Origin of the sequence: Hansschlegelia sp. KR7-227, from assembly GCF_049446035.1 — a bacterium.
In the GTDB taxonomy this organism is placed as follows: domain Bacteria; phylum Pseudomonadota; class Alphaproteobacteria; order Rhizobiales; family Methylopilaceae; genus Methylopila.
The window spans coordinates 168,285-190,389 of record NZ_JBMSEA010000001.1 but is presented as its reverse complement, the minus strand read 5'-3'; the positions used below and the strand labels follow the sequence as shown (position 1 = coordinate 190,389).

Here is a 22,105-nt window from a genome sequence, read left to right as displayed (position 1 = left end):
CGGCGCCCCGCATACGGAGTTCCGCATTCCCTATGGCTCAGCCGCTTCGTTCCTCGTCGCCTGTCTCAGCCCTTCCCGCCCCATCAGACCTCGATGAGTTCGGAACATCCGGCGCGCTCGGCGCCCGCGTCGACGCCGTCACCTCCGCGGTGCGCACGCTCGAGATCGAAGCGGCGGGGCTCGACGAGTTGGCGCGCGCCATGAAGGGCGACCTCGGCGCCGGCTTCGCGGCCGCCGTCGACCTGATCGCGGGCGCGCGCGGACGCACGATCGTCAGCGGCATGGGAAAGAGCGGCCATGTCGGGCGCAAGATCGCCGCCACCTTCGCCTCGACGGGGACGCCGGCCTTCTTCGTCCATCCGGCGGAGGCGAGCCATGGCGACCTCGGGATGATCACGTCGGATGACGTGATCCTCGCGCTGTCCTGGTCTGGAGAGACCGCGGAGCTGCGTGATCTGCTGCATTACGCCAGACGCTTCCGCGTGCCGGTGATCGCCGTCACCTCGACGCCGAAGAGCGCGCTCGGCCGCGCGGCGGACGTCGTCCTGATCCTGCCCAAGGCGAGCGAGGCCTGCCCGCACGGTCTGGCGCCGACGACCTCGACCACCATGCAGGTCGCGCTCGGCGACGCGCTCGCCGTGGCGCTGCTCGAAAGCCGCAAGTTCACCCCCGGCGATTTCAAGCGTTTCCACCCGGGCGGCAAGCTCGGCGCGGTGCTCACCTTCGTGCGCGACGCGATGCATGTCGGGGAAGCGGTCCCGCTCATCGCGCGCGGCGCGAAGATGTCGGAAGCGCTGATCGTGATGTCGGCGAAGAGCTTCGGCTGCGTCGGCGTCGTCGATGAGGCCGGCTGTCTCGTGGGCATCGTGACCGACGGCGATCTGCGCCGTCACATGGGTCCCGATCTGACGGGCATGGCCGTCGACGCGGTCATGACGCCGTCGCCGAGGGTCGTCGCGCCTGACGATCTGGCCGCGGGCGCCCTGAGCGAGCTCGAAAGCCGCTCCATCACGGCGCTGTTCGTGGTCGAGGACCGCAAGCCCGTCGGGCTCGTGCACATCCACGACCTGCTGAAGCTGGGGCTCGCCTGACTTCTCCGCCGCGCACGGCGGGGCGAAACGGTCCTTAGCCTCGCCGTCCGAGCTTCAAACGAAAAAAGGGCCGGACCATCGCGGGACCGACCCTCTCTTGACTGCGCCGCCTCGGCGACGCCGGCCCATGGCCGTTGGCGAGCCTATGTCCGGACTCAATGCTTGCCCGCGCGCTGCGCGTCTTCCCGGATGGCTTCTTCATGGTACCAGCCGCTGCCGAAGACGATCTTCGGCTGGATGGGAAGGCCGACGACGACCGCCGAACCGGAACCATCGCGATGACCGCCGGAGGTCGCCCGGGGCCGTGCAGGAAACTCATAGATCTTTGCCGACCCACGAGACGAGGTCATGATCATGTTCTGTCTCTTTCATCAATGATGCGCCGTAGCGCATGATGGAATATAGCATTCGCTGCGCAATTTTTGTACTGACTGCCTAGTCAAAAAGCAGCATTTGAGAAAAGTATGAGCACTATCGCTTATGCGTGTTTTGTCGCCACGCTAGTGCCGCCTGGTTTTTAGGCTCCGCCAGTTCCTCGGCGCCAACACCGGCAGCTGTGGCTCTGCTAAGGCCTGAGAACAGGTCCCAACGCGCCCCCGGATGTATCGCGAGGCGCGTCCTCGACTTGACATGGGGCTGGCCACCCCCGCCGCCAAGAGGACCCGCGCTCGACCGTCGCTCGCGACCGGAAGAAGCGCCCGCCTCCGCCGGCCGTCACGGGGCTGGCGCGCCAGGCCAGGCGGCTCCCTCCGAAGTTCCGCGCCGGATGGCATGAGAAGTGCTTTAATTTTTCGAACCGTCAGCCGCCGGCTTCGCCGGGCGCCTGTATGCGTTCTCGAATTCCCTCACGCCTCGCGTCCCAACGAACGAGAGACCCGCGATGACGAAGTATAAGCTCGAGTACATCTGGCTCGACGGGTACACCCCCGTGCCGAACCTGCGCGGAAAAACTCAGATCAAGGATTACGACGACTTCCCGACGCTCGAGCAGCTGCCGCTCTGGGGCTTTGACGGCTCGTCGACCATGCAGGCCGAAGGCCACAGCTCCGATTGCGTCCTGAAGCCGATCCGCGTGTTTCCGGACGCCGCCCGCATCAACGGCGTGCTGGTGCTTTGCGAAGTCATGATGCCGGACGGCGTGACCCCGCACTCGACCAACAAGCGCGCGACGATCCTCGACGACGAGGGCGCCTGGTTCGGGTTCGAGCAGGAGTATTTCTTCTACAAGGACGGCCGTCCGCTGGGCTTCCCCGCCTCCGGCTACCCGGCGCCGCAGGGCGCCTATTACACCGGCGTCGGCTATTCCAACGTCGGCCCGGTCGCCCGCCAGATCGTCGAAGAGCACCTCGACCTCTGCCTCGCCGCCGGCATCAACCATGAGGGCATCAACGCGGAAGTCGCGAAGGGCCAGTGGGAGTTCCAGATCTTCGGCAAGGGCTCCAAGCGGGCCGCCGACGAGATGTGGATGGCGCGCTACCTGCTGCAGCGGCTGTGCGAAAAGTACGAGATCGACATCGAGTATCACTGCAAGCCGCTCGGCGACACCGACTGGAACGGCTCGGGCATGCACGCCAACTTCTCGACCGAATATCTCCGCACCGTCGGCGGCAAGGAGTACTTCGAGAAGCTGATGGCGCAGTTCGACAAGAACCTGATGGACCACATCGCCGTGTACGGCCCGGACAACGACAAGCGTCTGACCGGCAAGCACGAGACCGCGCCGTGGAACAAGTTCAGCTACGGCGTCGCCGACCGCGGCGCGTCGATCCGCGTGCCGCACTCCTTCGTCAAGAACGACTACAAGGGCTATCTTGAGGACCGTCGTCCGAATTCGCAGGGCGACCCCTACCAGATCGCCTCCCAGATCCTGAAGACGATCTCCGAGGTCCCGACCGGAGCCTCGGCCAGCGTGTCGGCCGCGGCCTGACGCTTCGCTGACCATCCGAGCGCCGGCGCGATCGTTCGCGCTGCAGCCTCTTTCTGCGCGGGTCGGACGTCAGTCCGGCCCGCGCTTCGTTTCGGGGCTCGCGCGGCGTCCCTGGGGCTCGGCGCGCCGCGGTCTCCTTGCGCCGACGAAAATCCGCCGGCCGAGACGTGCGGCGCACGCGCCCGATGCGTCCGGGCGATCGAGCGGGGCGCGGCTTCCGTGCCGCGAGTCCCCCGCTTTCACGCGGCCTTAACCTTAAAACTTCACGATCCGCCCGTTGGACGGCGCGCGCCCGGTCGCCTGCGTCCTCAAGGGAACGGACATGGATCTCGCGACCATCATCGGCTTCATCGGCGGCGTCGGCGTCATCAGCTTCCTGATCCACGAGGGCGGCGGCCTCGAGCGTTATTATTCCGAACACGCCGTGATCGTGATCTTCGGCGGCGCGGTCACCGCGACCCTGATCCGCTTCGAGCTCAGCGCCTTCCTGTCGTCGTTCCCGACCGCCATCAAGACCGTGATCCGGGGCGCGCACAGCAACCCCCGCGACCTGATCACCGAGATCGCCGAGATGGCGGCGATCGTTCGCAAGTCCGGTCCGGTCGGCCTCGACAAGGCGACGCCGCACGATCCGTTTCTGGCCAAGGGCGTGCGCTACGTCGCCGACGGCTTTGACGAGACCTTCATCCGCGAGACGCTGGAGCGCGAGCGGGACCTCAACCTTCACCGGCTGGAGATGGCCGGAAAGGTGTTCCGCGGCATCGGCGACTGCGCGCCGGCCTTCGGCATGATCGGGACGCTGATCGGCATGGTCCAGATGTTCGCGGAAATGTCGGACCCCTCCAAGCTCGGCACCTTCATGGCCATCGCGCTGCTCGCGACGCTCTACGGCGCCGTGGTCGCGAACTTCTTCTTCCTGCCGATCGCCGACAAGCTGACGATCAAATTCGCCCATGACGAGCTCAACCAGACGCTCGTCATCGACGGCGTGCTGTCGCTGCGCGCCTCCAAGAGCCCGGCGGTGATCAAGGAGATGCTGCTCGCCTATCTCCCGGAAAAGCATCGCGCCGAGCTCGCGGAAGCCGCAGCGTAAGGACGTCCGGTGGCCAAGAAAAAGCACGCGGACCACGGCGGCGGCCACGGCTGGTTCGTCACCTTCGCCGACCTAATGGGCCTGCTGATGGCCTTCTTCGTCGTCCTCGTGGCCTTCTCGACGCAGGACAAGAAGAAGATGTCGATCGTCGCGGGCTCGATGCGCGAGGCCTTCGGCTCGCAGAAGGAGGTGATCGCGGACGGCGTCATCGACATCGCGGGCATGCCGGCGAGGACAGAACTGCTGAACAACGCAGCCCGCACGCCCGAGGAGACGTCGAATCTCGCCGGGCCTCTGTCGCCGGACCGCGCGGACACCAACCCGGCCGCCCGCGGCTTCGCCCGCGCGGCCGCGACGCTGCGCCAGGCGCTGCGATCGATGCCCGAGATCGCCGACGTCTCGAGCCAGATCGTCATCGAGGACACGCCGGACGGCGTCTCGATCGCGCTGGTGGACGAGGACGGACGCTCGATGTTCCTGCCGGGCTCGCCCTCGCCCTCGCGCCGGGTCGTGGACGCGCTCGCGGCGCTGTCGCCCTCGCTGCGGGCGCTGAACTACCCGATCTCGATCACGGGCCATACGGCCTCCGGCGTGTCGGAAGGGTCGAGCGCCGATCCATGGCGGCTGTCCGCCGATCGGGCGAGCGCGGTGCGCAGCCTGCTCGCGGGCAACGGCGTTCCGGACGGGCGCTTCCTGAGCGTTCAAGGCAAGGCCGGAACCGAACCGATGTTCCCCGACGCGCCGCAGATCGCGGCCAACCGGCGGGTGACCATCGCGCTCACGGCCGCGCCCGGCGCCGTGCCGATGAACCTCAAACCCTGACGGGTCGCGGACCGCTGAGCGGACGATCGTTCGCCGGGATTCACACAGGAATGGGACGTCGTGGCGGCTGCGGCTGCGCCGTACCGACTTGGCCCGGCTCGCCGTCCGCCGTTAGAACGAAAAAAGGTCGCCGAACTGCAGGCTGATTTCCAGGAGATCGCATGACGAGCGCGCTGCCCCCTCGCCCCCTCCGCCGCCAGGCGGCGGGCGGACTAGCCGTCGCCGCCGCCGTCGCGCTCGCTCTTTACCTCGCGGATCCCGTTCTGCGCGCCGCGATCGCCGGCCACGTCGAGGGTCGCGAACTCGGACTCGTCTGGGCCATACCGCTGGTCGGCATGCTGCTGTCCATCGCCGTGCTGCCCCTCGCCGCCGCGCATTTCTGGCACCACCACTACGGCAAGATCTCCGCCTTCTGGGCGCTGCTGCTGCTGATTCCATTCGCGGCGGCCGAGGGCATCGGCCCTGTAGCCTCAGAGGTCGTTCACGCAGCCCTGCTCGAATATGCGCCCTTCATCATCCTGCTGTTCGCCCTGTTCACGATCTCCGGCGGCCTGCTCCTCAAGGGCAACATTCACGGCAGCCCCGCGGTGAACACCGCCCTGCTCGCCATAGGCACGCTGCTCGCCAGCGTAATCGGCACGACCGGGGCGTCGATGGTGCTGATCCGCCCGCTGCTGCGCGCAAACGACGATCGCAGGCGCAACGCCCATGTCGTGGTGTTCTTCATCTTCCTGGTGTCGAACGTGGGCGGTTCGCTCACGCCGCTCGGCGACCCGCCGCTGTTTTTGGGCTTCCTGCAGGGCGTCGACTTCTTCTGGACCACCACCAACCTCGGCAAGGAGACCCTGTTCGTGGTCGCGCTCCTGCTGCCGCTGTTCTACGCCATCGACAAATGGTTCTACCGGCGCGAAGCTCCCCCTCCCAAGCCGGACCCGACGCCCGACAGCCAAATCGGTTTGATTGGCTTGCGCAACATTCCGCTGCTCGCAGGCGTCGTCGCGGCGATCCTGATGAGCGGGTTCTGGAAGCCGGGGATCGAGTTCGACGTCTGGGGGACTCATCTCCCGCTGCAGTCGGTCGTGCGCGACGTCCTGTTGCTCGCCCTGGCTCTGACGTCGCTCGCGATCACCCCGACCGAACTGCGCGAGCGCAACGGCTTCGACTGGGAGCCGATCCGCGAGGTGGCGAAGCTGTTCGCCGGCATCTTCGCGACCCTCATCCCGGTCCTGCTGATCCTGAAGGCCGGCATGGACGGGGCCGCAGCCCCGCTCGTGGCGCTCGTGTCCGACGAGACCGGCGCGCCGCGGGACGAGATGTACTTCTGGCTGACGGGCATCCTGTCGAGCGTGCTCGACAACGCTCCCACCTATCTCGTGTTCTTCAATCTCGCGGGCGGCGACGCGCGGGAGCTGATGGGCCCCCTCGCCTCCACGCTCGCGGCGATCTCAGGCGGCGCGGTGTTCATGGGCGCGCTCACCTATATCGGCAACGCGCCCAATTTCATGGTGCTCGCGATCGCCAAGAACCGAGGCGTCGCGATGCCGAGCTTCTTCGGCTACATGGCCTGGAGCTGGGGCATTCTCGGCCCGATCTTCGTGCTCACGACGTTCGTCTTCTTCCTCTGAGCGGCGAGGTCGGCGGCCTGGCGCTCACTCCGCCGCTTCGCGCAACTCCTGCGGGCCGGCGGCGCGGACCTCGTCGTCGACGTCCGCCGCGAAGCGTTCGAAATTCGCCTGGAACATCTCGCGCAGGCGGCGGGCGGCGACGTTGTAGGCGGCCTTGTCCTCCCAGGTCTTGCGGGGACGCAGCAGAGTGGCGTCCACGCCCGGCGCCTCCGTCGGGACGATCAGGCCGAAGAAGCGGTCGACATAGGTGTCGACGGTCTTGAGCGAGCCGTCGAGCGCGGCCGTCAGCAAAGCGCGCGTCGCCTTGATGGGCATGCGGGAGCCGACGCCGAAGCCGCCTCCGGTCCAGCCGGTGTTGACCAGCCAGCAGTCGACCCCGTGTTCGGAGATCAGCCGCTTCAGCATTTCGCCATAGACGGCGGCGTCGCGCGGCATGAAGGGCGCGCCGAAACAGGTCGAGAAGGTCGCCTGCGGCTCCGTCACGCCCTTCTCGGTGCCGGCGACCTTGGCGGTGTAGCCCGACAGGAAGTGGTACATCGCCTGCGCCGGCGTGAGCTTGGCGATCGGCGGCAGCACGCCGAAGGCGTCGCAGGTCAGCATGACGATGTTCTTGGGGTGGCCCGCCCTGCCGGTCGGATGCGCGTTCGGAATGAAGCGCAGGGGATAGGCGACGCGGGTGTTCTCGGTCTTCGAGACGTCGTCGAAGTCCGGAGCGCGCGTCTCCGGGTCAAGCGGCACGTTTTCGAGGATCGCTCCGAAGCGCTGGGCGGCCGCGTAGATCTCGGGCTCGGCCTCCGGCGACAGCCTGATGGTCTTCGCGTAGCAGCCGCCTTCGAAGTTGAAGATGCCGTCAGGACCCCAGCCATGCTCGTCATCGCCGATGAGCTGGCGCGCCGGATCGGCCGAGAGCGTCGTCTTCCCCGTTCCCGACAGGCCGAAGAAGATCGCGCTGTCGCCGTCCGGGCCGACATTCGCCGAGCAGTGCATCGGCATCACGCCCCTGGCGGGCAGCAGATAGTTCAGGAAGGTGAAGACCGACTTCTTCATCTCGCCCGCATAGGACGAGCCGCCGATCAGCACGATGCCGCGCGCGAAGTTGACCGCGATCACCGTGCCTGAGCGGCAGCCGTGCCGGGCCGGATCAGCCTGGAAGCTCGGAAAGTCGAGAATGGTGAGCCGCGGGACAAAGCTGTTCAGCTCGGCGCGCTCCGGCCGAACCAGCAACGTGCGGATGAACATCGAGTGCCAGGCGTATTCGGTGTACACGCGCGTCGGCAGCCGATGCTCGGGGTCGGCGCCGCCGAACAGGTCCTGCGCGAACAGTTCGCGTCCGCGCGCGTGGGCGAGGAAATCGGCGAGCAACGTCTCGAAGCGCTCCGGCGACATCGACGCGTTGTTGTCCCACCACACTTCGGACTCGGTGGTTTCGTCGCGAACGACGAACTTGTCCTTCGGCGAGCGGCCGGTGTGGACGCCGGTCTCGGCGCACAGCGCGCCCGAGGAGGACAGGGAGGCCTCGCCGCGCCGCAGGGCGCGCTCGACCAGCACGGGCTCCGACAGGTTCCAGTTGACGCCCGCGAGCGCTTCGAAGCCAAAGGCCCCCGCGCCGTGAGCGTCGTTCCACACGCCCGTCTGCCTCAATGCGAAATCCTCCGTCCCGGCGCCGTCATTCGTCAGATCCAGCGCGACCATATCTCTCACCCTTCCGAAACAGTGAAAATCGGCGCGAAGATGACGGTTTCGCGAATCCGGCCGGCGGCGGCGACGAGCGCATGACACGATCGACCGCCGGCGCGTGTCCCCACGCCATGTGGTTCAGGCAAACTGACGAAGGAATTCTATTTTTCTGAAAGGGCCCGCGCCTTACTTCTTTCGTCGTGCGACGCGGCTTTAAGACAAGACCGGAGGCAGGACTGGCTTCGGGACAGTTGCGCGCAACTTGTTATTCCCCAAGCTGTCATGGATCCCGGACGCCCTTCGGGCGCGCGGGCCCTCAGGATGCGGCGCCTCGCGCCTCGGCGACGAGCGCGACGAGCATCTTGCGGACGTCTCCCGCGGTCCGGGCGGCTTCGGGGAACGGCAGGTACAGCGAGCGGCCGTCCAGTCCGATCTCGCATCCCAGAGGGTCCACGCCCTCGAACCGCCACGCCCCGTCGGGAGCGCCGAGCAGCGCCGTCGCATAGAGACGCGTCGCGTCGGCGTGGTCGTCGTTCATATGCTCGACGATCCCGGCCTCCGCCTCGAACAGGGCGTCCGCGCCGGCCGTTTCCGTCCGGACGTCGTCCCATGCGAGGTCGACGATGCGGCCGAAGCCGGCGACCAGGTGCCCGCCCTCCGGTTCGAGGCGCAGCATGCGGAAATCCCCGAACTCGTAATACATCTCGGATTCCGGTTGGCGGGCCAGCCAGCGCGTCTTCTTGGCCGCCTTGTCCACGGCGACGCACGTTCCGAAGAGAGTGACGCGCGGATGCGCGAGCGGATCGCCCGCGCCGACGTCGGCGAGCAGCACGCTCGCGCGGGGATCCGCGCCGAGATTGACGGTGTGGCGGGCGAGATCCGAGACCAGCAGAAGCGGCGCGCCGTCCTCGGCCGTCGCGATCCCGATCAGCGAGACGTAAGGACGGCCCGAATCGCGATCGAGCGTCGACAGGCTGGCGCGCCGCGCGGAGCGCAGCAGCGCGCGGGCGGAAGCGACGGGATCGAAGGTCGATTCGGCGGCCTTCTTGGCGATCGGGGCGCTCGACGTCGTCATGATCCTCTCCTCTTTCGCCGCGAAAACGCGCCCTAAACGACGAATTGCTTGACCATCTTGGAAGGCCGCCGGCCCAGCCACAATAAAGCCACGGCGCGACGGTTCATGCCGAAAGGGTTATGCTATAGAAGAAGGCGCCATGCCTACGATCGCGTTGGTCGATGACGACCGCAACATTCTCACCTCCGTGTCCATCGCGCTCGAAGCCGAAGGATACCGGATCCAGACCTACAATGACGGCGCGGCCGCCCTGGAGGGTCTGCGCGCCGCGCCTCCGGACCTTGCGATCTTCGACATCAAGATGCCGCGCATGGACGGCATGGAGCTGCTGCGCCGCCTGAGGCAGAAGTCCGAGCTTCCGGTGATCTTCCTCACGTCCAAGGACGAGGAGATCGACGAACTGTTCGGCCTGAAGATGGGCGCGGACGATTTCATCCGGAAGCCGTTCTCCCAGCGTCTGCTCGTCGAGCGCGTCAAGGCCGTGCTCAGGCGCGCCAGCGCAAAGGACCCCCAGGCGCCCGGGGCGGCGAAGGGTCCGGACTCCAAGGCGCTCGAGCGCGGGCAGCTGATGATGGACCCGGAGCGCCACACCTGCACCTGGAAGGGCGAGCCGGTCACGCTCACCGTGACGGAGTTCTTGATCCTGCAGGCGCTTGCGATGCGTCCGGGCGTGGTGAAGAGCCGCAACGCCCTGATGGACGCGGCTTATGACGACCAAGTTTATGTGGACGACCGCACGATCGACAGCCACATCAAGCGGCTGCGCAAGAAGTTCAAGTCGAGCGACGACGACTTCGACATGATCGAGACGCTGTACGGCGTCGGTTACCGCTTCAAGGAAATCTGAGCGGCGGCGCCCCCGCCAGCGCTCAGCCTGTCAGTCACGAGCCCATGAGCGTCGAAGCCGAGCGGGCCGAAGACATACCGACGGACGCCGAGGACGGCGCCGCTGCGCGCGAATCCTGGCGCGTCAGACTGGGGCGCGCGTTCGGAGCGCTGAGGGTGGTCGGCTTTTCGAGCCTCACCCGCCGAATCGTCGTGCTGAACCTCGCCGGCCTCGTCGCGCTCGTCTCCGGCATCCTCTACCTCAACCAGTTCCGCGCGGGGCTCATCGACGCGCGCGTCCAGAGCCTGCTCATTCAGGGCGAGATCATCGCCGGCGCCATCGCCTCGTCGGCGACCGTCGAGACCAACCAGCTCTATGTCGATCCGGACAAGCTGCTGGAGCTGCAGCTCGGGCAGACCGCGGCGCCCGGAGAGGAAGCCATCCAGAGCCTCGAATTCCCGATCAACCCCGAACGCGTCGCGCCCGTGCTGCGCCGCCTCGTGACCCCGACGCGCACTCGCGCCCGCATCTATGACCGCGACGGCGCGCTGCTGCTCGACTCGCGCTCGCTTTACGCGCGGGGCGACATATTGCGCTTCGACCTGCCGGCGCCGCGCAACAAGGAGCCGAACGTCGTCGAGCGCGTCGCGAGGACGGTCAAGGGCTGGCTCCGACGCTCCGATCTGCCGCTCTACACCGAGATCGGCGCCGCCAACGGCCGGGCCTATCCCGCGGTCGCGAAGGCGCTGTCAGGTTCGCCCGAAAGCGTCGTCAGCGTGAACGACGCCGGCGAGATCATCGTCTCCGTCGCCGTGCCGATCCAGCGCTTCCGGGCCGTGACCGGCGTCCTGCTGCTGTCCACCCAGGGCGGCGACATCGACGCGATCGTTTCGGCCGAGCGGTCGGCGATCATGAAGGTGTTTCTGGTCGCCGCAGCCGTCATGATTGTGCTGTCGCTGCTTCTCGCCAGCACCATCGCCGGCCCGGTGCGCAAGCTCGCCGACGGCGCGGAGCGGGTTCGAAGCCGGATGCGCCACCGCGCCGAGATTCCCGATTTCACGAACCGGTCGGACGAGATCGGCCATCTCTCGGGCGCGCTGCGCGACATGACCAACGCGCTCTACGCGCGCATCGAGGGAATCGAGCGCTTCGCCGCCGACGTCGCGCACGAGCTGAAGAATCCGCTGACCTCGTTGCGCTCGGCGGTCGAGACCTTCCCGCTCGCCAAGACCGACGAGTCGCGCGACCGATTGCTCGGCGTGATCCAGCACGACGTGAAGCGGCTCGACCGGCTGATCAGCGACATCTCCGACGCCAGCCGCCTCGACGCGGAAATGCAGCGGCAGGACGCCGAGCCGGTCGACGTGGTGAAGCTGCTCACCATGGTGATCGACATGCAGAACGGCGCGCCCCGCGATCACGGCGTCAACGTCAAGCTCGCCGTCGCCGACGCCGCTCAGGGGCGCGACGCCTATATCGTGCTCGGCCACGATTCGCGCCTGGCGCAGGTCGTGACCAATCTTATCGACAACGCGCGCTCGTTCTCGCCCCAGGGGGCGACGGTCAAGGTCACGTGCCGCCGCGTGCGCGAGGTCGTGGAGATCATTGTGGATGACAACGGACCGGGAATTCGCCCGGACGCGATCGAGAAGATCTTCGACCGCTTCTACACCGACCGTCCGGAGCAGGGTTTCGGTCAGAATTCAGGGCTTGGCCTCTCGATCTCCAAGCAGATCGCGGAGGCCCATGGCGGGTCGATCCGCGCGGACAACCGCGTCAGGACCGTCGACGGCGAGCCCAAGGTGATGGGCGCCCGCTTCGTGGTCCGACTGCCCGCGGCGCTGACATGAGCGGCTGCCCGACCATCCATGCGAGCTGCGTCGTCGTGGGGGAGGCTGGCGTTCTGATCCGCGGCGCGTCGGGCGCCGGCAAGTCGAGCCTCGCTTTGGCGATCATCGACTCCGCAGGACGCGCCGGCCGGTTCGCGCGTCTCGTCGCCGACGACCGGGTGCGCGTCGACGCCTGCAACGGGCGCGCGCTCGCCTCCGCTCCGGCCGCGCTTTCCGGACTCGTCGAGCGGCGCGGCCTCGGAATCGTGTCCGCCGACCATGTCGAACAGGCGGTGATACGGCTGATCGTCGACATCGAGCCCGCGCCGGAGCGGATGCCCGAACCCGCGGCCCTCGAAATCGTGTTGGAGGGCGTCGCTCTGCCGCGGATCGCGGTGGCGCGCGGAGACTCACGGGCGGCTGAGCTCGCCCTTTTCAGCCTCGGGGATCATTGGCGAAGGAGCTGTGGTATGCGAGCCCTTGCGTTCGCCGCGCGACGTGAAAAGATTGGATCTTCGGCGCCGCACGCGCCGTCGATCCGGACCGACCGCGCTGCGTCGCCGCGCGGCGGTCAAGACCCGGAGCGCATGGCGTTTTGCGCGGAGACTGCATGATTGGCCTCGTACTCGTCACTCATGGGCGGCTCGCCCGTGAGTTTCGCGCCGCGCTGGAGCATGTGGTCGGGCCGCAGCGCCAAATCGCAACCGTCATGATTGAGCCCGAGGACGACATCGAGCTCCGGCGCGGCGACATCCTCGCGGCGGTGGACGAGGTCGAGACCGGCGACGGGGTCGCCGTCCTGACCGACATGTTCGGCGGGACGCCCTCGAACCTCGCCATCTCCTGCATGGACGGCCGTAAGGTCGAAGTGATCGCAGGCATCAACCTGCCGATGCTGATCAAGCTCGCGAGCGTGCGCGCCGATCTTCCGCTCGACGCCGCGGTGGTCCAGGCCCAGGAGGCCGGCCGTAAGTACATCAATGTGGCGAGCAGGGTCCTGTCCGGCCGATGATGGAGACGATGGAGGAGCCGGCCGCCGGCCAGGGCCGCGGCGTCGCGTCCCGCGAACTCGCGATCGTCAACAGGCGCGGCCTGCACGCCCGCGCCTCGGCCAAATTCGTGCAGACGGTGGAGAAGTTCGACGCGCAGGTCCAAGTCAGCCGGGCCGGCGAGACCGTCGGCGGCACCTCGATCATGGGGCTGATGATGCTGGCGGCGGCGCCCGGCACCACGATCGTCGTCGAGGCGCAAGGCCCCGACGCCGACGCCGCCGTGGCGGCGCTCGCCGAACTGGTGGCGAACCGGTTCGGCGAGGACGAGTAGCGCGGCCTCAGGCGGCCTGCTGGATCGCCGACAGGAGCCAGCGGCCGTTCGCGCCGGCCCTGAGGAATGTCCAGAGTTCGGTCGCCTCGACCTTCTCGGACGGATCGCCGTCGACCACGCGGCCCGTTCCGACCTCCTCGGTCACGTCGGTCAGTTCGTAGCGCATCGCGACGGTCGCGTAATCACGGCCCCGCTCGCTCCAGCTTTCCGCGAGATCGCCCTGCAGCAGCTTCACGTCGCCCACCTTGTTGACGACGCCGCGGCTGGCGTCGGCGGCGAGGTCCTCGCCGAAGGTCTCGACCATCTCGGGGGTCGCAAGCGCGCGCAGCCTCGACAGATCCTGACGGGACCAGGCGTCCTGCACGTCCGACAGCAGGCGCTCGAACGCCTCGAAATCCTGGGCGTCGAGTTGAACGGCGCCCAGCGCGGCTGACGATCCGCCATAGCCGTCGGCGGACGACGGGCGGGCTTCCGGTGAGCCTGCCGATCCGCCGCCCACCTCATAGCGATAGCTGGACGGACCGCCGGCTCCTGCCGCGGCGCCCGCCAGAGCCGGCTGCTGCTGCTCCTTGCGGCGGCGCATCCACCCCATGACGAGGCGGACGACGATCACGATCAGCGCCACCTGGATCAGAAGGCCGAAGATCGAGGACAGGGAGCCAAGGCCGCCGAAGAAGCCGGACCCGGCCAGCAGCCCGAAGAGACCGGCGCCGAGCAGTCCGCCCATGATGCCGGCGCCAAGTCCGCCCCCGAACAGGCCCGGACGGCGTTGAGCGGCGGCCGCGCCGCCGATGCCTGGCGATGGGGCGGTCGCGCCCGGCTGGGTTATCGAACGCTGCATCGGAGCGGCGCCGGGCGCGGTGGCGGTGGGCGGCGGCGCGGAGAACGTCTTGGATCCGCGGCTGCCGAAGCTGCCGCCACGGCCGGCGCGCGCGTCGGCGTCCGCAGGCACGAGCGTGGCGCCGACGATCAGGGCCGCGCAGGCGAACGCCAGAGCACGGCGAAGAGGGACGACGTTCCAGGCCATAAGGCGGCTCCCAACAAGCTGCGGCGTCGCGCGCCGCCCGCACTAGATGGGGGTTCGGAGGAGGTCCGTCACCTACCGTCGCCGCCCCCGCCTCTCAACCTTCCGCGATCTGCTCCTCGGCGGCCCCGGAGATTGGGCGCCCCCTCGCCGCTCGATCGCCCTCGTGCGGCCCATATGTCACGGGCGCGGCGAACCGACCCAACCTGTCCCTTGCGGCTCGGCAAATCGCGGCGTCTCGCATAAGACTCGCCGAGTGATGCTGCAGCCTCGCTCGGATTCCGCATGAAGGCCGTCGTACCGGTCGCCGTTCTGGCGATGGCGGCGGTGCTTGCCCCCGCCTCTCCGCGCGCAGAGGAGCTGTCGGCGTGGCCAGGTCTCGCCGAGGCGAGCGCGCTGGCCGAAGCGACGACCGTCGGCGACGACGTCTGGCGGGAGGTTGCGCTTCCGCTGCCCGCGCTCCCGGTGACCGGCTTCGGCGACGTCTCTCGATCTCCAAGGCTCGAGCCGGACGCCGTGTCGGCGGCGGTGCGGGCGGATCAGGATCGAATCGCCGGCCTCGCCGAGCCCGACGTTTCGCTCAACGCGAACGCGGCGAGCGATCCGATCGGCTCGCGCGTCGGCCAGGCCTTCGGCCGTTTCGCCGCGTTCGACGGCGACGCCCTCGCCTACGCCTCCGAGGATTTTGCGCGCGGGGACCTCGCGACCCGCTCGATCATCGGTCAGGCGGCGACCCTCGGCGGGTCGCTTCTCGCCTACGCCCTCCCCCGCGACTGACCGCGTCGTTCTCTGGGTCCCGACGAGCCCGCGTCGGCGGACGGCTCGCCGGCCGCGAGGCTCCTACATAAAGACTTCTTTATGTCTTTATTGAACCGAACTCCCAAGCGTGGTACGGACGCCGTCGAACCCATGATCGACGCTCGACGCCGTGACGTCGCGCGTGGCGAACAAAGGATCTCCCGCATGAGCAACGCCAACGCCGCCCTCAAAGTCGCGCCCGGGAACGATTACATCGTCAAGGACATCACCCTCGCCGACTGGGGCCGCAAGGAGCTCGCCATCGCCGAGACCGAGATGCCCGGCCTGATGTCGTGCCGCACCGAATTCGGCCCGACGCAGCCGCTCAAGGGCGCGCGCATCGCCGGCTCGCTGCACATGACGATCCAAACCGCGATGCTGATCGAGACGCTGAAGGCGCTCGGCGCCGACGTCCGCTGGGCGTCGTGCAACATCTACTCGACCCAGGACCACGCAGCAGCCGCGATCGCCGCGAACGGCACCCCGGTGTTCGCCGTCAAGGGCGAGACCCTGACGGAGTACTGGGAGTACACGCATAAGATCTTCGAGTGGGCCGACGGCGGCACCCCGAACATGATCCTCGACGACGGCGGCGACGCCACCCTGCTGCTCCACCTTGGCAAGCGCGCCGAAGCCGGCGACGTCGCCTTCCTCGAAGGCGCGACCAATGAAGAGGAAGAGATCCTCTTCGCGGCCATCAAGTCGCGTCTCAAGACCCATCCGGGCTGGTACACGAAGAACGCGGACGCCATCAAAGGCGTGACCGAAGAGACCACGACGGGCGTCCATCGCCTGTACGAGTTCGCCAAGAAGGGCGAGCTGCTGTTCCCGGCGATCAACGTCAACGACTCGGTCACCAAGTCGAAGTTCGACAACCTCTATGGCTGCCGCGAGTCGTTGGTGGACGCGATCCGCCGCGGCACCGACGTCATGATGTCCGGCAAGGTCGCGATGGTCGCGGGCTTCGGCGACGTCGGCAAGGGCTCGGCCGCCTCGCTGCGCCAGGCCGGCTGCCGCGTGATGGTGTCCGAAGTCGATCCGATCTGCGCGCTGCAGGCGGCGATGGAAGGCTACGAGGTCGTCACCATGGAGGAGGCGACCAAGCGCGCCGACATCTTCGTGACCGCGACCGGCAACGTCGACGTCATCACGGTCGACCACATGCGCGCCATGAAGGACCGGGCGATCGTCTGCAACATCGGCCACTTCGACAGCGAGATTCAGATCGGCGCGCTGAAGAACTTCAAGTGGGACAACATCAAGCCGCAGGTGGACGAGGTCGAGTTTCCGGACGGCAAGAAGATCATCGTGCTGTCGGAAGGCCGCCTCGTGAACCTCGGCAACGCCACCGGCCACCCGTCCTTCGTGATGTCGGCGTCCTTCACCAACCAGACGCTCGCGCAGATTGAGCTCTGGGCGAACAACAAGGACGGCAAGTACGAGAAGCAGGTCTACGTCCTGCCCAAGACCCTCGACGAGAAGGTCGCGGCGCTTCACCTCGACAAGATCGGCGTAAAGCTCTCGAAGCTGACCGACAAGCAGTCCAGCTACATCGGCGTCCCGCAGTCCGGGCCGTTCAAGCCTGAGACCTACCGCTACTGAATGGCGACACAGGCGCCGAAATCGGCGCCTGTTCCCGTTCCGGACTCTTTCGGCGTCACGCCCCTCCCGGCTAACTTCGGGACTGATTCGGGGCGAGGCGCGCGTGAGGGGACGTGGCGCCTTGCGACGGACGCGGCGGACGCCGCGTCCGTCTTCTTTTTGGGGGCTTTGCCGCATGTCCGGACGGTCGCGTCGCCGGTCGGTCGCTCTCGCGGCTGCGGCACTCACGCCCGGCGCCGCAGGGCCAGCCGCCGCCGCTGAAGCCGTCGCGTTCGGCCCGTCCGACATCGCCGTGCTCGCGATGTTTCTCGGCGCGCTGTTCGTCGCGGTCGCCGCCTGCGTCGCCCTGCTGCGCGCCCGGCGCCGACTGTCGGAGGTCCAGGCCGGAACCGGCGGCGCGCTCGCGGAGCTGCGCAGCCGGCTCGATCAGGCGGAGGCGCTGATCGCCTCGGAACCCCAGGTCCATGTCGCCTGGAGAGCCGATCGCGATGTCCCTGAAATTGTCGGCAATCCCGAGCGGCTCAAGATCCCTGCCGGCCGCCGGCTGCTCGCCTTCGGCTCGTGGCTCGACCCGCAGACCGCGCGTGCGATCGACCTCAGGATCGACGCGCTGCGCGGGCGCGGCGAGCCGTTTCGCCTGATGCTGCGCACGCCGGAAGGCGGCCATGTCGAGGCCGACGGCCGGCCGGTCGGCGCCGCCGCCGTGCTTCGCCTGCGCGACGTGACCGGCGAGCGGCTCGCGCGGGCGGAGATCGAGGCGGAGAACGCCGAACTCAAGGACGTCGTCGGCCGGTTCACCGGCTTAAGCCAGTCGCTGACGCAGCCGGTCTGGATGCGGGACGAGCGCGGCCGGCTGATCTTCACGAACGAGGCCTACGCCCGGGCGGTCGAGGCGAAGGACGGCGCCGCCGCCGTGGAGCGCGACGCGGAGTTCCTGGATCAGTCCACGCGGGCCGCCGCGCGTCGGGCGACGGACGCCGGACACGTGTTTCGGGCGCGCGCGCCCGCCGTCTTCGCCGGCGCGCGCCGCATCTTCGACGTCGTCGAGGCTCCGTCACCGGCCGGCGCCGCGGCGATCGCGATCGACGTCTCCGAACTCGAGGACATGCGCGCCGAGCTCGCGCGGCAGAACGAGGCCCACCGCCGCACGCTCGACGAACTCGCGACCGCCGTCGCGATCTTCCGCTCCGACGGCGCGCTCGCCTTCCACAATCAGGCTTACCGCCTGCTCTGGGCGCTCGACGAAAGCTTTCTCGGAACGGCGCCGGAGGACAGCGCGATCCTCGACCGCCTCCGGGCGGACCGGAAACTGCCGGAGCAGGCCGACTTCCGGACGTGGAAACGCCAGCTGCACGAAGCCTATCGCGCGATCGAGGCGCAGGAGCATTGGTGGCATCTTCCGGACGGACGGACGCTGCGCGTCGTGGCCGCTCCCAATCCCCAGGGCGGCGTGACCTATCTGTTCGACAACGTCACCGAGCGGATCGCGCTGGAGAGCCGTTTCAACGCGCTCTCCAAGGTCCAGCGCGAAACCATCGACCATTTGCAGGAGGCCGTCTCCGTGTTCGGCTCGGACGGCAGGCTTACGCTCCACAATCCGGCCTTCCAGGCGCTCTGGCGTCTGACGCCGGAGCAGTTGGAGCTTCGGCCCCACGCCGAGGAGATCCTGAACGCCTGCGGAGCCCGGCCCGCCGACGCCGAGCTGTGGGAGCGTCTCAAGACCGCGATGACCGCGATGCCGGACGAGCGCCGTCCGCTCGCGGTCAGGATCGAGCGTGACGACGACGCCGTCATCGACGTGGTCACACTTCCCTTACCCGATGGCGGCACGCTCGCGACCTTCACCGACGTCACCGCGCGGGTGAACGTCGAGCGCGCGCTGCGCGAACGGGCCGAGGCCGTCGAGGCCGCAGCCAAGATCAAGAGCGAGTTCACCGACAAAGTGTCCTACGAGTTGCGCACGCCGCTCACGACGATCATCGGCTACGGCGAACTGCTCGCCGATCCGCGGCTCGGCGCGCTGTCGCCCAAGCAGAAGGAATTCGTGGATCACATCCAGTCGTCGTCGCTCGCGCTTTACGCCATCATCAACAACATCCTCGATCTCACGACGATCGAGGCCGGAGCGATGGAGCTGGAGCGGGGCCCGGTCGACGCGCGCGAGGCGATCGACGCCGCCGTCGAAGGCGTACGCGACCGCCTGGCGGAAGCAGGCCTCGGCCTGGAGATCGACGCGCCGCCCGGCATCAGCTTCACGGCGGACGCCAAGCGCGTCCGGCAGGTCCTGTTCAACCTGCTCTCCAACGCGATCGGTTTTTCGAAGCCGGGGCTCGCGATCCGGGTCGCCGCGAAGCGTGCGGGGGACCATGTGATCCTCACAGTGACGGACCAAGGCGACGGCATGCCTCCTGAATTCATCAAGAAGGCCTTCGACAGCTTCGAAAGCGGCGGGACGGCCGGCCGCCATCGGGGGGTCGGTCTCGGTCTGTCGATCGTCCGCTCGTTCGTCCAGCTTCACGGCGGCGACGTCTCGATCGAGTCCACGCCCGGCGCCGGCACGACGGTCACTTGCCGTTTCCCGATCAAAGCCACAGGCGTGGAGGCCGCGGAATGAAGGGACCTGCCGCCAGGACGCGGACCGCGCTGCGGGCGGAGCCCGCCGGCGAGGCCCGCTGGGACCTCGATCTGCCGGACGAAGCGGCGACGGCGTCGCTGGCCGCGGCCGTCGCGCGCGCCCTCAAGCCGGGCGATCTGCTGACGCTCGGCGGCGACCTCGGGGTCGGCAAGACGACGTTCGCCCGCGCCCTGGTGCGCGCCTGGGCCGGCGACCCCGAATTGGAGGCGCCGAGCCCGACCTTCACCTTGCTCCAGACCTACGATCTGCCGCGCGGCGTGATCGTGCACGCCGACCTCTATCGGCTGACGGGGCCTGAGGAGCTCGACGAACTCGGCTGGGACGAGGCGGGAGAAGACGCGATCGTTCTCGTCGAATGGCCCGATCGGCTCGGAGCGGAGCTTCCGCCGGACCGGCTGGAACTGATCCTCGGGCTTGGAGCCGATCCCGAATCCCGGAGCGCGCGGCTTGTCGGCCACGGCGGATTCGCCGAGCGCCTCTCGCGCTTGCGCGACGGGCAGACGTTTCTCCGGGACGCCGGCTGGGGCGAGGCCTCGCGCGCGCATATCCAGGGCGACGCCTCGGGGCGCATCTATGAGCGGCTTACTCTCGGCGGCCGCAGCGCAATCCTGATGGACGCGCCGCCGCGGCCGCTCGATCCGCCGACACGCGACGGCAAGAGCTATCTCGCGCTCGCCAAGCTCGCCGCCGACGTGCGGCCCTTCGTGGCGGTCGCGGACGGTCTGCGCTCCCTCGGCTACGGAGCGCCCGAGATCTATGCGGCCGACCTTCAAACCGGCTTCCTGCTGGTCGAGGATCTGGGGGTGGAGCCCGTCGTCGCGCTCGGCGCGCCGATCCCGAGCCGCTACGAGGCCGCCGTGGACCTTCTGGCCGACCTGCATGGACGGTCCGTGCCGACGGAGCTGCCGGTTGGTCCCGAGCGCTACCAGCTCCCGCGCTACGACGTCTCAGCGTTCCTCGCGGAATGCGACCTGCTGAACGAATGGTACCTGCCGGAGACCTCCGGATTCGCGCCAGACCCGGAGGCGCGCGCCGCCTTCCACGCTCTATGGGCCGCGGCGCTGGAGCCGATCGTCGCCGAGCCGCTCACCTGGACGCTGCGCGACTACCACTCGCCGAACCTGACCTGGCGGGGCGATCGCGAGGGCCTCATGCGCCTCGGCGTGCTCGACTTTCAGGACTGCGTGCTCGGGCCGCCGGCCTATGACGTCGTCTCCCTGCTGCAGGACGCGCGCGTCGACATGCCCGACGGGCTCGAAATGGCGCTGGCGGCCCGTTACCTCGCGGCCCGGCGCAAGGCCGACCCCGCCTTCGAGCCCAAGGCGTTCGCCCGCGCCTACGCCACGCTCGGCGCGCAGCGCGCGACCAAGATTCTCGGCATCTTCGTCCGTCTGGCGAAGCGCGACGGCAAGCCGAACTACCTGCATGGCCTGCCGCGGGTGCGACGCGCCCTCGCCGCCAATCTCGATCATCCGGATCTCGCCGACCTCAACGCCTGGTACGCCGCGCATCTTGGTCTTTCGGAGCCCGGATGACCTCCATCACCGACGCGATGGTTCTGGCGGCCGGGATCGGTTCCCGCATGCGGCCGATCACGGACACCAAGCCCAAGCCGCTGGTTGAGGTCGGCGGCCGCGCGCTCGTCGACCATACGCTCGATCGGCTGGCCGAAGCGGGCGTCCTGCGGGCGGTCGTGAACGTCCATCACCACGCGGACCAGATGGAGCGGCATCTGAGCGGCCGCGAGAAGCCGCGCGTCACCGTCTCGGACGAACGCTCGGGCCTGCTGGATTCCGGTGGGGGCGTCGTCAAGGCGCTCCCGCTGCTTCAGGGCGACGCCTTCTTCGTGCTCAACGCCGACACGTTCTGGCTGGACGGCGCAAGCCGGAACCTGACCCGCATGATGGCGACCTGGGACCCCGACCGGATGGACGCGCTGCTCCTGATCGCGGCGCTGACGTCGAGCGTGGGCTTCGATGGGGCCGGCGACTTCAGCTTCTCGCCCGACGGCCGCCTGCGGCGGCGCGCCGAGCGGCAGGTCACGCCCTTCGCCTATGCCGGGGTCGCGATCATGCCGCGCTCCGCGTTCGACGGCGCGCCAGCCGGCCCGTTCTCGCTGAACCGCATCTGGAACGCCGCGATCGAGCGCGATCGGCTCTACGGGCTCCGGCTCGACGGGCTCTGGTTGCATGTCGGCACGCCTTCGGCGATCGCCGAAGCCGAGGACGCGATCGCGCAGTCCGTCGCCTGAGCGTCGGCCTTTCCGAACGACGAACGCCCTCCGGCCGGGCCGAAGGGCGCGTCAGCTTTTCAGACGCCGTCTCCAGACAAGCCGGAAGCCGGGCGCGCTCAGACCGAGGATTCGATCCAGCTGACCAGCTTCGACTTGGGCGCCGCGCCGCGCTGGGTCGCGACGTGCTGGCCGCCCTTGAACATCATCAGCATCGGGATCGCCGAGATGCCGAAGCGCGTCGCGATCTCCGGGTTCTCGTCGACATTGAGCTTCACGATCTTCACCTTGCCGGCCATCTCCTCGGAGATCTCCTCGAGCGCCGGCCCGATCGCGCGGCACGGGCCACACCATTCGGCCCAGAAGTCGACGACGACCGGCTCGGCGGACTTCAACACGTCCTGCTCGAAGCTCTTATCGGATACCTTGGCGGTGGCCATGGGAAGCACCTCTGTGGTCGGAGCGACGCGTCCGCTCGCGCGAACCCGCTCCATCTGTCGCGACGAAGGTATGAACGGGCCCGGGCAG

The 22,105-nt window shown here is 68.4% G+C and carries 20 protein-coding genes; 15 read left to right on the top strand and 5 right to left on the bottom strand.

The window, feature by feature from the left end; all coding sequences use genetic code 11:
- Positions 1-32: 32 nt before the first annotated feature.
- The gene (locus ACO2RJ_RS00810; RefSeq protein ID WP_423266111.1) at positions 33-1,091 is read left to right on the top strand and encodes a KpsF/GutQ family sugar-phosphate isomerase; all 1,059 of its coding nucleotides are present in this window, start codon (positions 33-35) and stop codon (positions 1,089-1,091) included.
- Positions 1,092-1,246: 155 nt separating this feature from the next.
- On the opposite strand, the gene ACO2RJ_RS00805 is transcribed toward ACO2RJ_RS00810, so the two are convergent.
- The gene (locus tag ACO2RJ_RS00805; RefSeq protein ID WP_423266110.1) at positions 1,247-1,447 is read right to left on the bottom strand and encodes a DUF2735 domain-containing protein; all 201 of its coding nucleotides are present in this window, start codon (positions 1,445-1,447) and stop codon (positions 1,247-1,249) included.
- A 524-nt stretch (positions 1,448-1,971) separates the two neighbouring features.
- Here ACO2RJ_RS00805 and ACO2RJ_RS00800 point away from each other — a divergent pair.
- The 4 genes from ACO2RJ_RS00800 to ACO2RJ_RS00785 all read left to right on the top strand — a co-directional run bounded on the left by ACO2RJ_RS00800 (position 1,972) and on the right by ACO2RJ_RS00785 (position 6,558).
- A complete protein-coding gene (locus tag ACO2RJ_RS00800) occupies positions 1,972-3,018 on the top strand; it encodes a glutamine synthetase beta-grasp domain-containing protein (RefSeq protein WP_423266109.1) in 1,047 nt (348 codons plus the stop codon).
- A gap of 322 nt (positions 3,019-3,340) precedes the next feature.
- Positions 3,341-4,111: a motility protein A gene (locus ACO2RJ_RS00795; protein ID WP_423266108.1), complete on the top strand. Its 771-nt coding sequence runs from the start codon at positions 3,341-3,343 to the stop codon at positions 4,109-4,111.
- Positions 4,112-4,120: 9 nt separating this feature from the next.
- Positions 4,121-4,933: an OmpA/MotB family protein gene (locus ACO2RJ_RS00790; protein ID WP_423266107.1), complete on the top strand. Its 813-nt coding sequence runs from the start codon at positions 4,121-4,123 to the stop codon at positions 4,931-4,933.
- 161 nt (positions 4,934-5,094) lie between these two features.
- Complete coding sequence (locus ACO2RJ_RS00785; protein ID WP_423266106.1) at positions 5,095-6,558, top strand: sodium:proton antiporter; 1,464 nt, start codon at positions 5,095-5,097, stop codon at positions 6,556-6,558.
- Positions 6,559-6,582: 24 nt separating this feature from the next.
- Here ACO2RJ_RS00785 and ACO2RJ_RS00780 read toward each other — a convergent pair whose 3' ends face one another.
- Together ACO2RJ_RS00780 and ACO2RJ_RS00775 are read right to left on the bottom strand one after the other, a co-directional pair.
- Positions 6,583-8,199: a phosphoenolpyruvate carboxykinase gene (locus ACO2RJ_RS00780; RefSeq protein WP_423268880.1), complete on the bottom strand. Its 1,617-nt coding sequence runs from the start codon at positions 8,197-8,199 to the stop codon at positions 6,583-6,585.
- Between the two features lie 352 nt (positions 8,200-8,551).
- The gene (locus ACO2RJ_RS00775; protein ID WP_423266105.1) at positions 8,552-9,310 is read right to left on the bottom strand and encodes a HugZ family protein; all 759 of its coding nucleotides are present in this window, start codon (positions 9,308-9,310) and stop codon (positions 8,552-8,554) included.
- A gap of 139 nt (positions 9,311-9,449) precedes the next feature.
- Here ACO2RJ_RS00775 and ACO2RJ_RS00770 point away from each other — a divergent pair, with 139 nt between their 5' ends.
- The 5 genes from ACO2RJ_RS00770 to ACO2RJ_RS00750 are packed head-to-tail and all read left to right on the top strand — an operon-like array spanning position 9,450 to position 13,288.
- Positions 9,450-10,157 (top strand): response regulator transcription factor, encoded by a 708-nt coding sequence (locus tag ACO2RJ_RS00770; RefSeq protein WP_423266104.1) that lies wholly within the window; start codon positions 9,450-9,452, stop codon positions 10,155-10,157.
- Positions 10,158-10,201: 44 nt separating this feature from the next.
- Positions 10,202-11,986 carry a stimulus-sensing domain-containing protein gene (locus tag ACO2RJ_RS00765; protein ID WP_423266103.1) on the top strand — a complete coding sequence of 595 codons (1,785 nt, stop codon included), beginning with the start codon at positions 10,202-10,204 and terminating at the stop codon, positions 11,984-11,986.
- Complete coding sequence (locus ACO2RJ_RS00760; RefSeq protein WP_423266102.1) at positions 11,983-12,579, top strand: HPr kinase/phosphorylase; 597 nt, start codon at positions 11,983-11,985, stop codon at positions 12,577-12,579. Before ACO2RJ_RS00765 ends, ACO2RJ_RS00760 begins: the two co-directional genes overlap by 4 nt.
- The gene (locus ACO2RJ_RS00755; RefSeq protein WP_423266101.1) at positions 12,576-12,977 is read left to right on the top strand and encodes a PTS sugar transporter subunit IIA; all 402 of its coding nucleotides are present in this window, start codon (positions 12,576-12,578) and stop codon (positions 12,975-12,977) included. Before ACO2RJ_RS00760 ends, ACO2RJ_RS00755 begins: the two co-directional genes overlap by 4 nt.
- 8 nt (positions 12,978-12,985) lie before the next feature.
- On the top strand, positions 12,986-13,288 hold the full coding sequence (locus ACO2RJ_RS00750) for an HPr family phosphocarrier protein (RefSeq protein WP_423266100.1): 303 nt from the start codon (positions 12,986-12,988) through the stop codon (positions 13,286-13,288).
- Between the two features lie 7 nt (positions 13,289-13,295).
- Here ACO2RJ_RS00750 and ACO2RJ_RS00745 read toward each other — a convergent pair whose 3' ends face one another.
- Positions 13,296-14,315, bottom strand: a complete 1,020-nt coding sequence (locus ACO2RJ_RS00745; RefSeq protein ID WP_423266099.1) for a TIM44-like domain-containing protein — start codon at positions 14,313-14,315, stop codon at positions 13,296-13,298.
- 282 nt (positions 14,316-14,597) lie between these two features.
- Here ACO2RJ_RS00745 and ACO2RJ_RS00740 point away from each other — a divergent pair, with 282 nt between their 5' ends.
- The 5 genes from ACO2RJ_RS00740 (at position 14,598) to ACO2RJ_RS00720 (ending at position 21,598) form a co-directional block, all read left to right on the top strand.
- A complete protein-coding gene (locus ACO2RJ_RS00740; RefSeq protein WP_423266098.1) occupies positions 14,598-15,089 on the top strand; it encodes a hypothetical protein in 492 nt (163 codons plus the stop codon).
- A gap of 186 nt (positions 15,090-15,275) precedes the next feature.
- Complete coding sequence (gene ahcY, locus ACO2RJ_RS00735) at positions 15,276-16,712, top strand: adenosylhomocysteinase (RefSeq protein WP_423266097.1); 1,437 nt, start codon at positions 15,276-15,278, stop codon at positions 16,710-16,712.
- A gap of 175 nt (positions 16,713-16,887) precedes the next feature.
- On the top strand, positions 16,888-19,326 hold the full coding sequence (locus ACO2RJ_RS00730; RefSeq protein WP_423266096.1) for a PAS-domain containing protein: 2,439 nt from the start codon (positions 16,888-16,890) through the stop codon (positions 19,324-19,326).
- The gene (tsaE, locus tag ACO2RJ_RS00725) at positions 19,323-20,882 is read left to right on the top strand and encodes a tRNA (adenosine(37)-N6)-threonylcarbamoyltransferase complex ATPase subunit type 1 TsaE (protein ID WP_423266095.1); all 1,560 of its coding nucleotides are present in this window, start codon (positions 19,323-19,325) and stop codon (positions 20,880-20,882) included. Before ACO2RJ_RS00730 ends, tsaE begins: the two co-directional genes overlap by 4 nt.
- On the top strand, positions 20,879-21,598 hold the full coding sequence (locus ACO2RJ_RS00720) for a nucleotidyltransferase family protein (protein WP_423266094.1): 720 nt from the start codon (positions 20,879-20,881) through the stop codon (positions 21,596-21,598). The genes tsaE and ACO2RJ_RS00720 overlap by 4 nt, the downstream gene beginning before the upstream one ends.
- A 98-nt stretch (positions 21,599-21,696) precedes the next feature.
- On the opposite strand, the gene trxA is transcribed toward ACO2RJ_RS00720, so the two are convergent.
- Positions 21,697-22,017: a thioredoxin gene (gene trxA, locus ACO2RJ_RS00715; protein WP_423266093.1), complete on the bottom strand. Its 321-nt coding sequence runs from the start codon at positions 22,015-22,017 to the stop codon at positions 21,697-21,699.
- Positions 22,018-22,105 lie beyond the last annotated feature (88 nt).

Coding starts and splice junctions, on each gene's coding strand:
- ACO2RJ_RS00810 (WP_423266111.1), top strand. CDS start 33: ATGGCTCAGCCGCTTCGTTCCTCGTCGCCTGTCTCAGCCCTTCCCGCC.
- ACO2RJ_RS00805 (WP_423266110.1), bottom strand. CDS start 1,447: ATGATCATGACCTCGTCTCGTGGGTCGGCAAAGATCTATGAGTTTCCT.
- ACO2RJ_RS00800 (WP_423266109.1), top strand. CDS start 1,972: ATGACGAAGTATAAGCTCGAGTACATCTGGCTCGACGGGTACACCCCC.
- ACO2RJ_RS00795 (WP_423266108.1), top strand. CDS start 3,341: ATGGATCTCGCGACCATCATCGGCTTCATCGGCGGCGTCGGCGTCATC.
- ACO2RJ_RS00785 (WP_423266106.1), top strand. CDS start 5,095: ATGACGAGCGCGCTGCCCCCTCGCCCCCTCCGCCGCCAGGCGGCGGGC.
- ACO2RJ_RS00775 (WP_423266105.1), bottom strand. CDS start 9,310: ATGACGACGTCGAGCGCCCCGATCGCCAAGAAGGCCGCCGAATCGACC.
- ACO2RJ_RS00770 (WP_423266104.1), top strand. CDS start 9,450: ATGCCTACGATCGCGTTGGTCGATGACGACCGCAACATTCTCACCTCC.
- ACO2RJ_RS00765 (WP_423266103.1), top strand. CDS start 10,202: ATGAGCGTCGAAGCCGAGCGGGCCGAAGACATACCGACGGACGCCGAG.
- ACO2RJ_RS00760 (WP_423266102.1), top strand. CDS start 11,983: ATGAGCGGCTGCCCGACCATCCATGCGAGCTGCGTCGTCGTGGGGGAG.
- ACO2RJ_RS00755 (WP_423266101.1), top strand. CDS start 12,576: ATGATTGGCCTCGTACTCGTCACTCATGGGCGGCTCGCCCGTGAGTTT.
- ACO2RJ_RS00750 (WP_423266100.1), top strand. CDS start 12,986: ATGGAGGAGCCGGCCGCCGGCCAGGGCCGCGGCGTCGCGTCCCGCGAA.
- ACO2RJ_RS00745 (WP_423266099.1), bottom strand. CDS start 14,315: ATGGCCTGGAACGTCGTCCCTCTTCGCCGTGCTCTGGCGTTCGCCTGC.
- ACO2RJ_RS00740 (WP_423266098.1), top strand. CDS start 14,598: ATGAAGGCCGTCGTACCGGTCGCCGTTCTGGCGATGGCGGCGGTGCTT.
- ahcY (WP_423266097.1), top strand. CDS start 15,276: ATGAGCAACGCCAACGCCGCCCTCAAAGTCGCGCCCGGGAACGATTAC.
- ACO2RJ_RS00730 (WP_423266096.1), top strand. CDS start 16,888: ATGTCCGGACGGTCGCGTCGCCGGTCGGTCGCTCTCGCGGCTGCGGCA.
- tsaE (WP_423266095.1), top strand. CDS start 19,323: ATGAAGGGACCTGCCGCCAGGACGCGGACCGCGCTGCGGGCGGAGCCC.
- ACO2RJ_RS00720 (WP_423266094.1), top strand. CDS start 20,879: ATGACCTCCATCACCGACGCGATGGTTCTGGCGGCCGGGATCGGTTCC.
- trxA (WP_423266093.1), bottom strand. CDS start 22,017: ATGGCCACCGCCAAGGTATCCGATAAGAGCTTCGAGCAGGACGTGTTG.